We start from the raw sequence: 9047 nt of genomic DNA, 5'->3' as shown, positions 1-9047 counted from the left end.
CGGCGGCCGAGCCGGGTGCGGCGGCGCCGCATGCCGGGTGGTGGCGGCTCGGCCGCTCGCCGGGTCGGGCGAGGACGGAGCGTGGTCGAGTCCGCATCCTGGGTGCCGGTGAGCCGGACGGGACGGCACGAGCACACGGAGCGGCCCCGGCCCGGCTCCTCACGGGGGGCGGGACGTCGGGGCCACGGTGAGGCCGGCCGGCGGCGCTGGAGCGACGGGCGAGCGGCCGAGGGCGCGGTCCGGGCCCCGAGCCCACGCCCGGCCGCGCACGCCTGGTGGGGCGCCGTGCGGGTCGAGATCGTCGCATGCGACCACCGCCACCCCCTGGTCCGCCACGGATCCGGGGGCGCGCGACGTCACGCGGCGCGGATGCCGGCCGCTCACCCCGGCCGGCGGTACTCCCGGGTCAGTCCTCCACGAGGGCCGCGCTGGTGATCCGGTGCAGCGGATACCGGCAGGCGGCCTGGTCCTGCTCGAAGCCCTCCACGTAGCCGCCCCCGATGCGGACGGGGCGCACCACCCGTTGGGTGGCGGTGCCGTGGGAGTCGACGAAGCCGATCCAGACGCTGCGCCCGGCGCGGACGGCCTGGTGCAGCAGGGAGAGCGCCGCCGACGAGCTGGTCCCGTTCCCGACACCGGAGGAGGCCGCTCGACCTCGGTGGGCCGCTCCCGCGCGGTCGCCCGCGCGGAGGTGCGCCACCAACTCGGCCACCCGGTCCTCGCCGAGGGCGCCGGTGGGTACCGTCCGCCGGCCGGGGGCCGCCCGCCGGGCCGTGCGACGACCGGGGGGCCGCAGGTCGAGCAGGTGCCCGCCGGCGTCCTCCGCGGCCGGGGCGAACCCCGCCGCCCTCAACTCGGCGAGGACGTCCTCGAGCGGCAGGGGGCTGACCACCACGGTGGGGGCGATCCGGCGCAACCCGAGGTCGGCCGTCCCGGGGCTGCTCAACACCTCGGCGAGCAGCACGGGGTCCTCGCAGCGGATGAAGCACTCCGCCGTGCCGACCCTGAGCCGCCCGTGTCGTCGCGCCACGTCGTCGAGGAGGTAGGACAGCGACTGGGGGATGGGCGTCCTGGACCGGGTTCGGAAGAAGTCGTGCAGTTCGGTGGCGGTGTGACCGGCGTCGAGCGCGCGGCGCACCGTGCTCTCGGTGACCCGGTAGACGGTGGCCCCTCCGGCCGACTCCACGTCCGCGACCAGCCCCATCATCTCGCTGAGCCCTGGTTCCAGTGGGCCCGGCGCGACGACCGTCAGGTCGGCCTGCACCAGCACGTGGTCCACGGGCGGGGGCATCGCGGCCCCCATCAGGCGGGTGGGCTCGTCCTCCGGCGGTCCACCGCTCGCCTCGGCGAGCAGCGCCCGGCCCGCCGAGGACAGCCCTCCCAGCGCCAGCACGCCGACCGAGGTCGCCTCCTCGATGGCCCACCGGGCCAGCTGGTCGCGGAGCCGCCCGCCACGTCGGGGCGCCCGCCAGGCGAGCACCGAGACGGCCCGTTCCTGGTCGGGGACCACGGTTCCCGGGGCCAGTCCGGCGAAGAGGTCCAGCACGCGTACCCGTTCGAGCGGGGCCTGGGGAAAACGGAGGTCGTCGGAGAGCGGGCCGAGCGCGCGGTCCCGCTCGTCGCGGGTGCCCGTGCGGCCCGGGAGGCGGGGCAGGTGCAGCCATGCCCTGGCCAAGGCCCCCCAGCGCAGCTCGGGAGGTGCGCTCAGCCACTGGTCGGCGGTCGTGCAGAGCAGCCAGTCGGCCGACTCCTCCCCGCTGGCGGCGACCAGCCCCGCGCCCACCGCCAGTTCCACCAGCAGGGCCGCGTGCCCGTCCGAGCAGTCCACGGCCTTCGCGACCCGTTTCAGCTCGCGAACCGCCAACCCGCCGGATTTCAGGACGGGGGGCGGGTCGGCCGACCACAGGCGCAGCAGCGCCTCCACCTGGCGTCCCAGCTCCATCGCCGCGCCGGCGGCGGTGGCGTCGACGAGTGCGAGGTCGCGGGAGGCGGTGGCCAGGTCCGGCGGCGTGCCTCGAAGGCCGGGGAGCGGGTCGGAACCGCGCAGCGCCAGACCGACCTCCCTGGGCAGTTCGACGGTCTCGCCGTCCCGCCTGACCAGCAGCCCCGCCGCCAGCAGGCGTTGCACGGGTGTCCTGGGCGGCGTCGGTACCGGGCTGCCCGCCTCCCGGGTGGCCCCGACCGGCGGGCCGGCGGCGAGGGTGCCGAGCAGTCGGCGCTCCGACTCGCCCAGTTCCGCGAGCCGGGCGAGCAGGTCGACGCCGGCCAGTTCGGGGACCGACCTGCCCAACCCGGCAGGGTAGGGCCCGAGCACCTCGCGCAGGCTGGGGACGACGGCGAGGTCCGCTCCCCCGTCGACCGGCCAGACCAGTGCGCGGTGGGTGAGCGTGGTGAGCGAGTCGGCCAGCCGATCGGCCGGTACCGCGTCGCCCAGCAACCGGTCGAGCTCGGACCGGGGGACGGGCCGCTGGTCGGCGTCGAGCACCAGCAGGGCGGTGAGGATGTCCAGGCAGCGGGCGTCGAGGTCGTCGCAGGCCCTGGCGACGGACACCCGCACTCCGACGCGCGTGGCCAGGACGGAGCTGTCCGCGGGGGGCGGGGTGGCCACGTCCGGGCGCGCCCGCAGCAGAGCCGCGAGCGTGCCGTCGTCCTGGTCGCGCAGCCAGTCCGCGAGTGAGGTGCCGGGCATCGGGGTCCACGTTAGCCCGTATCGGGCACACTGATGGCAGCACCCGCCGCCCGTGGGGCCGTCCGGCGGCCGACCGCCGGGTGCGAGACGACCCGTTGTGATCAGGAGGAGCCGTGGCCAAGCCTGTGCCGAGTGACCGGATGGAACCGACGTGGCCGGACGTCCACGAGGGCAAGTACGCGGTGAGCGAGCTGGCCGCCCCGGTGGCCGGGGCGCTGTCCCCCTTCGGTGAGGTGGAGTTCCCGCTGCCCCAGGGCGAGCTGCCCTACCGGCACCCCGTCACCAGGATCAACAGGTGACGAACGTCAGACTGTGACCCCTCCGGGGTGGCACGCCCGTGCCGTGCCGCCCCGGAAGGCGCGGACACCGCCCCAGCTGCGGCTTTCCCCTCCGCCGGCCTGCTCCACCCCTGATCGCCGTGCGAGCGCTGTGAACTACGCTGTCCCAACGCTATCGCGCCTGAACAGGTGGAACAGGGAGGACACGATGCCGGTTCCCGGCCCCGGCTACGCGATCACCGTCCGCGTGGAGGCTCCGCCGTCCGCGAGCGCCGCGGGTGATCTCACCAGCGCGGTCGGCAGGGTCGGCGGTGTGATCACCGCCTTCGACATCGTCGAGTCCCACACCGACCGGATCGTCGTCGACATCACCTGCAACACGACCTCCACCGAGCACGTCAACGACATCACCCAGGAGCTCGGTTCGCTGCCGGGCGTGACGGTCAGGAAGGTCTCCGACCGGACGTTCCTGGTGCACCTCGGCGGCAAGCTGGAGGTGCACTCCAAGGTCGCGCTGCGGAACCGGGACGACCTCTCCCGCGCCTACACCCCGGGTGTGGCCCGGATCTGCCAGGCGATCGCGGCCAACCCCGACGACGCCCGGCGGTTGACCATCAAGCGCAACACCGTCGCCGTCGTGACCGACGGTTCCGCCGTCCTGGGCCTGGGCAACATCGGACCCGCCGCCGCACTGCCGGTCATGGAGGGCAAGGCGGCCCTGTTCAAGAAGTTCGCCGACGTCGACGCCTGGCCGATCTGCCTGGACACCCAGGACACCGAGGAGATCATCCGCGCGGTGGAGCTGCTCGCTCCGGTCTACGGCGGCATCAACCTGGAGGACATCGCCGCGCCGCGCTGCTTCGAGATCGAACACCGGCTGCGCGAGAAGCTGGACATCCCGGTCTTCCACGACGACCAGCACGGCACGGCGATCGTCGTGATCGCCGCGCTCCGCAACGCCCTGCGGGTCGTCGGCAAGGACCTCGCGAACTGCCGGGTGACCGTGTGCGGCGTCGGCGCAGCCGGGTCCGCCATCATCCGACTGCTGCTGCGCACCGCCCCGGCCGACGTCCTCGCCGTGGACGTGGACGGGATCGTCCACACCGGCCGGTCGGACATGGACCCCAACATGAAGTGGATCGCCGAGCACACCAACAAGGAGGGTGTGACCGGGTCCCTGCACGACGCGCTCGTGGGTGCCGACGTCTTCATCGGGGTGTCCGCGCCCAACCTCTTCGGCGCCGAGCAGGTGCAGACGATGGCCGACGACGCGATCGTGTTCGCGCTCGCCAACCCCGACCCCGAGATCGACCCGCTCGAGGCGCAGCAGCACGCCGCCGTGGTCGCGACGGGGCGCAGCGACTACCCGAACCAGATCAACAACGTGCTGGCCTTCCCCGGGGTCTTCCGCGGCCTGCTCGACGCGCAGGCGCACGAGATCACCGACGACATGCTGGTCGCGGCGGCCAGTGCGGTGGCCGACGTGGTGGACGGCGAGCGGCTGAACGCCTCGTTCATCGTGCCGAGCGTGTTCGACACCGCCGTGGCACCGGCGGTGGCGGAGGCGGTTCGCGCCGCGGCCGAGCAGTCCCGGGAGGGCTGAGGGGCCCCGGGTGGAAAACGGGATGACACGCCCCGCCCCGGTGCCGCAGGCTGCGGTCGCGCCCGCGGAGGGGTGGGCGTCGGCTCCAGCAGCGGAAGGGTTCTCCACCATGTCATCCGGTTCCCGCTCCGGGACGCCCCCGGTGTCCGTGCGCCCCGCCGTGGACGGGGACGTCCCGGCGATCGGTCGCGTGCTCGCCTCGGCCTTCTCCGACTACCCGTTCCTCCGGCACACCATCGCCGCCGACGACCACGCCGAGCGGGTGCGCCGGGGCCAGGAGCTCATGGTGCGGCGTATCGGGCTGCCCCACGGCCGCGTCTGGGTGGCTGAGGACGGCGGGAACGTCGTCGGCGCCGCCGCGTGGACGACACCGGACACCGACCTCGAAGCGGCCTTCGGCCCGGTGGCGGCCGAGGTGGGCGAGTTGGCCGGCGACCGCGCCGGTATCGCGGCCGCGGTGGAGGAGGCGCTCGCCCCGTACCGGCCCGCGGAGCCGGCCTGGTTCCTGGCGACCATCGGGATCGATCCGAGCCGGCAGGGGCGCGGTGTGGGCGGCGCGCTCCTCCGGCCGGGCCTGGTCGCCGCCGAGGAGGCGGGCTCCGTCGCGTTCCTGGAGACCTCGGACGAGCGCAACGTCCGCTTCTACCAGCGCCACGGCTTCCGGGTGGTAGCCGAGGTGGAGCTGCCCGCCGGCGGCCCGCGCACCTGGGCGATGCGGCGAGTCCCCGCCGGCTGACCTGGGGCCAGCCGCCGCCCGGTCCACCGCCTAGGATCACCGGTCATGGACCAGCGCGCCCGGCTCTCCCACGTCGACGACACCGGTGCCGCTCGGATGGTGGACGTGTCGGAGAAGGCGCCGACGGTCCGCGTCGCGGTCGCCAGCGGTGTGCTGCGCACCACCCGGGAGGTGGTGGGGCTGATCGCGGAGGGCGGGCTGCCCAAGGGCGACGCGCTGGCGACGGCGCGACTGGCCGGGATCATGGGCGCGAAGCGGACGCCCGACCTGGTGCCGCTGTGCCACCCCCTCGCCCTGTCCGGCGTCGAGGTCGACCTGCGACCGGACGAGGACAGCGTGGCCATCACCGCCACCGTGCGGACGACGGACCGCACCGGGGTGGAGATGGAGGCCCTGACCGCCGTCGCGGTCGCCGGGCTCACCCTGCACGACATGGTGAAGGCCGTCGACCCGGCCGCGGTCCTCGACGGTGTCCGGGTGGAGAGCAAGGACGGGGGCAGGACGGGCTCATGGACACGGCCAACCGACCGGAACTGACCGCCGACCCGGGCGAGGCCCGGGTCATCACCGCGTCGACCCGCGCCGCCGCCGGCGTCTACCCGGACCGCACCGGGCCCCTGGTCGTCGACTGGCTCCGGCAGCGGGGGTTCCGGGTCCCCGACGCGGCCGTCGTCCCCGACGGGGCCCCGGTCGCCGAGGAACTGCGGCGCGCGCTCGACGACCGCGTCTCCGTCGTGCTGACCACGGGGGGCACCGGGATCAGCCCGACCGACCGCACCCCTGACGTGACCCGGCCGTTGTTGGACCGGGAACTCCCCGGGCTCTCCGACGCGATCCGGCGGGCCGGGCTGCCCGCCGTGCCCACGGCCGTTCTCTCCCGTGCCGTCGCGGGCACCGCCGGCGCCACCCTCGTGGTGAACCTGCCGGGCTCGACGGGGGGCGTGCGCGACGGCCTCGCCGTCCTGGACGGGGTGTTCGCCCACGCGCTGGACCAGATCACCGGCGGCGACCACGCGGCGGCCGTCCCCTCGGAGCCCTCCGGTGGCGCGGCGGACGGACCGGCGGAGGTGGCGGCGACAACGAGCACCACGTCGCCGGGGGCGCGGGGCACGGCGCGCCCCGCCCCCGCGCCGGAGGTGGAGGTCCCCCTCGTCTCCGTCACCACGGCTCCGCTGAACCTGGCCGACCACGCCTCCGCCGTGTCCCGGCGGCAGGCCGGTGCGGTGGTCACCTTCTCCGGGGAGGTCCGGGACCACGACCACGGGCGTGCGGTGCGGGACCTGGAGTACGTCGCGCACCCGAGCGCGGAACAGGTGCTGAGGGAGGTGGCCGAGGATGTCGCGCGCCGCCTGCCCGGACTGCGGGCCCTCGCCGTCAGCCACCGGGCGGGATGGCTCGCCATCGGGGAGTGCGCCCTGGCCTGCGCGGTGGCAGCGGACCACCGGGCCGAGGCGTTCGCGGCCTGCGCCGAACTCGTCGACGAGGTCAAGCGGCGGCTCCCGGTGTGGAAGCGGCAGCGGTTCGCGGACGGTGGCGAGGAATGGGTGAACTGCCCGTGAACCGAGGCCCCCGCCCACGGTTCCGCTGAGAAGTCCGTCGGGAGGCGGAGGGTGGGGCCGAGGGCGCTCCACCATTTCGCCCCCCTCGTGACGTGCGAATATCCACCATCGGCCACGGAACTGAGCCGGGGCTGGGGGCGTCGGAACGGACGACGGCCCCGTCGCCGGCAACGCGGCGTCGACACCCGACCCGAGGTCGGGGTGCCGGTGCGGGGCTTCCCCCCGTCACGCGACACCAGGAGGCCACCATGGCCGGTTCGGGCTACGAGCTCGACGATCCGGACACCCTGATCACCGAAGGTCCGACGCGGCTGAACTCCCTCGCCGAGGACGCCCAGACCGCGTCCGACTACGCCATGGAGCACATCATGGTCACGGCGGACGAGCTGGGCCTGGTCTACGGCTACCTCGTCGAGTTCTGCACCCAGGTCGCCACGGCGATCTCCGGGAACGCGCTGGTCCTGCGCAGCCGCATGGAGGAGTCCGCGGCGGCGATGAAGGCGGCCGGCGAGGACTACGCCGGGATGGAGGAGTCCGAGGCCGCGCGGATCGACGCGACCTACTCGCCCGAGTACTCGTTCGACAGGGACTGACGGCATCCGGTCCGAAAAGGAGTTCGACTCATGGCAGCCAGCAGTCCCGCCGGGGTGCTGACCGCGCCCGAAGCGGAGCAGGTGATGCCCACCTGGACGGAGAAGGTCCTCGGGTTCACCGACTGGTTCAGCATCACCCACTACATCAGGATGGGGTGCAAGGAGTTGCTCGGTGTCGATCCCGTCACCGAGCTCGGCGAGAAGATCGTCGGCAACTGGGAGGAGGTCGGGAAGGCCGAGTCGGCGCTGAACAACCTCGCGGAGTTCCACGGCGCCTACGCCGACCAGCTCGCGGACCTGGTTCCCGGTCTCCGGTGGGAGGGCAACGCCGCGTCGGCGGCCGACGACTACTTCGGCCGGGTGGCCGAGGCCCTGCGGGAACAGCAGACGGTGATCGCGGAGGCCGCGGAGGGCTTCGGAGAGCTCAAGCGCGCCATCTACTTCCAGCTGAAGGCGTTGGAGAACATCATCTCGGCGCTGGTCGACCTGGTCATCGAGCTGATCTTCGAGGCGTTGGGCGGGGCGACCGGGCTGTTCACGGCCGGTACGACCACCGCCGTGGCGATCGCCGCCGCCGTCTACACCATCGGCAAGGCCCTGGCGAAGTGGGCGCAGGCCATCGAGGCCATCGGCCTGATGATCACTGCGGTGTACGCGCTGACCGGGATCGTCCAGGGGCTGACCGCCTCCCTGAACCTCGAGGAGACCGTCCCGCTGCCCGGGGCGGGCTACACGCACCCAGGAGGGAGCTGACGTGACCACCGGTGGGAAGCCCGAGTCCCGGGAACCGATGCTGGACATCGCCGGGGGAGACGAGGCCCGCTCGCGGCGCATCCTCCGCACGGTCCGAGCGGCGAGGGACCGTGCGCAGGACCCCGAGCTCCGGGCGCTGCTCGACGACGTCGCCAACGGGCGGCGGGGGGCCAGGGACCTGTTGCGGGAGCCCGCGTTCGCCCGAGCCGCCGCCCCGGCACTGGTCAACCTCGCCGACGCCTACCGGGGGCTGAGCGAGGAGGAGCGGGCCGAGGCGGCCGAGGAGGGCCGCCGCCAGGAGGAGGAGGTGCAGGCGGAGGTGGACGCCGAGCGGCGGGCCGTGATGTTCGGTCCGCCACCGAGCTCCCGGGGGCGCCCCGACGACGAGGACGACGACGAGGACTTCGAGACGCGCAGTTATCTGCGCTGACCTGCCCGGAACCCCGGGAGGCCACGCCGTGCGGGGGCGGCGGTGGCGGGTGCTCGCAGCCTTCCCGGAGCGGGGAGCGCGGGCCGCCCGGCCGGAGCCGCCCGCGCCGCCGCACCGCAGACGAATGCCGAGGCCCCACCGCCCGGGGGAAAGCGGTGGGACCTCGGCGTGGGTTCGCGGTCGTCAGGAACCGTTCACCAGGATGACCTGACCGGTGTAGATCAGGTCGGCGTCGTCGATGACGCCCTCGTTGTCCTCGTGGATGCGCTGCCACGTGGTGCCGTGCTCAGCGGCGATCTTGGACAGCGTGTCGCCGGCTTCGACGGTGTAGTTGCCCTCGGGGTGGTTCTGGATGTCCGCGGGCTGAACCGCCGGGGCCGGGGCGGGGGCGGGGGCCTCCGCCGCG

General features: G+C 74.3%; 10 protein-coding genes. 8 read left to right on the top strand and 2 right to left on the bottom strand.

Translation table 11 applies throughout. The annotated features are described in order from the left end of the window. Nucleotides 1-406: 406 nt before the first annotated feature. Entirely contained in the window at nucleotides 407-2689 is a 2283-nt protein-coding gene (locus ACTIDRAF_RS0219685) for a helicase-associated domain-containing protein (protein WP_016700438.1), read from the bottom strand. Nucleotides 2690-2802: 113 nt separating this feature from the next. Between ACTIDRAF_RS0219685 and ACTIDRAF_RS33965 the strand changes: the two genes are divergently transcribed. The 8 genes from ACTIDRAF_RS33965 (at nucleotide 2803) to ACTIDRAF_RS0219645 (ending at nucleotide 8641) form a co-directional block, all read left to right on the top strand. Continuing rightward, the gene (locus ACTIDRAF_RS33965; protein WP_026066295.1) at nucleotides 2803-2988 is read left to right on the top strand and encodes a hypothetical protein; all 186 of its coding nucleotides are present in this window, start codon (nucleotides 2803-2805) and stop codon (nucleotides 2986-2988) included. A 187-nt stretch (nucleotides 2989-3175) separates the two neighbouring features. Then, entirely contained in the window at nucleotides 3176-4570 is a 1395-nt protein-coding gene (locus ACTIDRAF_RS0219675; RefSeq protein WP_016700436.1) for an NAD-dependent malic enzyme, read from the top strand. Nucleotides 4571-4679: 109 nt separating this feature from the next. Beyond that, on the top strand, nucleotides 4680-5306 hold the full coding sequence (locus tag ACTIDRAF_RS0219670) for a GNAT family N-acetyltransferase (RefSeq protein ID WP_085944873.1): 627 nt from the start codon (nucleotides 4680-4682) through the stop codon (nucleotides 5304-5306). Nucleotides 5307-5351: 45 nt separating this feature from the next. Next, nucleotides 5352-5843: a cyclic pyranopterin monophosphate synthase MoaC gene (gene moaC, locus ACTIDRAF_RS0219665; RefSeq protein ID WP_016700434.1), complete on the top strand. Its 492-nt coding sequence runs from the start codon at nucleotides 5352-5354 to the stop codon at nucleotides 5841-5843. Then, entirely contained in the window at nucleotides 5816-6865 is a 1050-nt protein-coding gene (locus tag ACTIDRAF_RS0219660) for a molybdenum cofactor biosynthesis protein MoaE (RefSeq protein WP_016700433.1), read from the top strand. Before moaC ends, ACTIDRAF_RS0219660 begins: the two co-directional genes overlap by 28 nt. A gap of 248 nt (nucleotides 6866-7113) precedes the next feature. After that, entirely contained in the window at nucleotides 7114-7458 is a 345-nt protein-coding gene (locus tag ACTIDRAF_RS0219655; protein ID WP_016700432.1) for a hypothetical protein, read from the top strand. 30 nt (nucleotides 7459-7488) lie between these two features. Further along, nucleotides 7489-8211: a hypothetical protein gene (locus tag ACTIDRAF_RS0219650; protein WP_016700431.1), complete on the top strand. Its 723-nt coding sequence runs from the start codon at nucleotides 7489-7491 to the stop codon at nucleotides 8209-8211. Nucleotide 8212: 1 nt separating this feature from the next. Beyond that, nucleotides 8213-8641: a hypothetical protein gene (locus tag ACTIDRAF_RS0219645; protein WP_016700430.1), complete on the top strand. Its 429-nt coding sequence runs from the start codon at nucleotides 8213-8215 to the stop codon at nucleotides 8639-8641. Nucleotides 8642-8824: 183 nt separating this feature from the next. On the opposite strand, the gene ACTIDRAF_RS29965 is transcribed toward ACTIDRAF_RS0219645, so the two are convergent. Then, nucleotides 8825-9047, bottom strand: a 223-nt coding sequence (locus ACTIDRAF_RS29965; protein ID WP_039788304.1) for a LysM peptidoglycan-binding domain-containing protein, incomplete at its 5' end; no start/stop codon positions are given.

Source organism: Actinoalloteichus spitiensis RMV-1378, assembly GCF_000239155.1.
Classification (GTDB): Bacteria; Actinomycetota; Actinomycetes; order Mycobacteriales; family Pseudonocardiaceae; genus Actinoalloteichus_B; species Actinoalloteichus_B spitiensis.
This window is presented reverse-complemented; position numbering and strand designations above follow the sequence as displayed.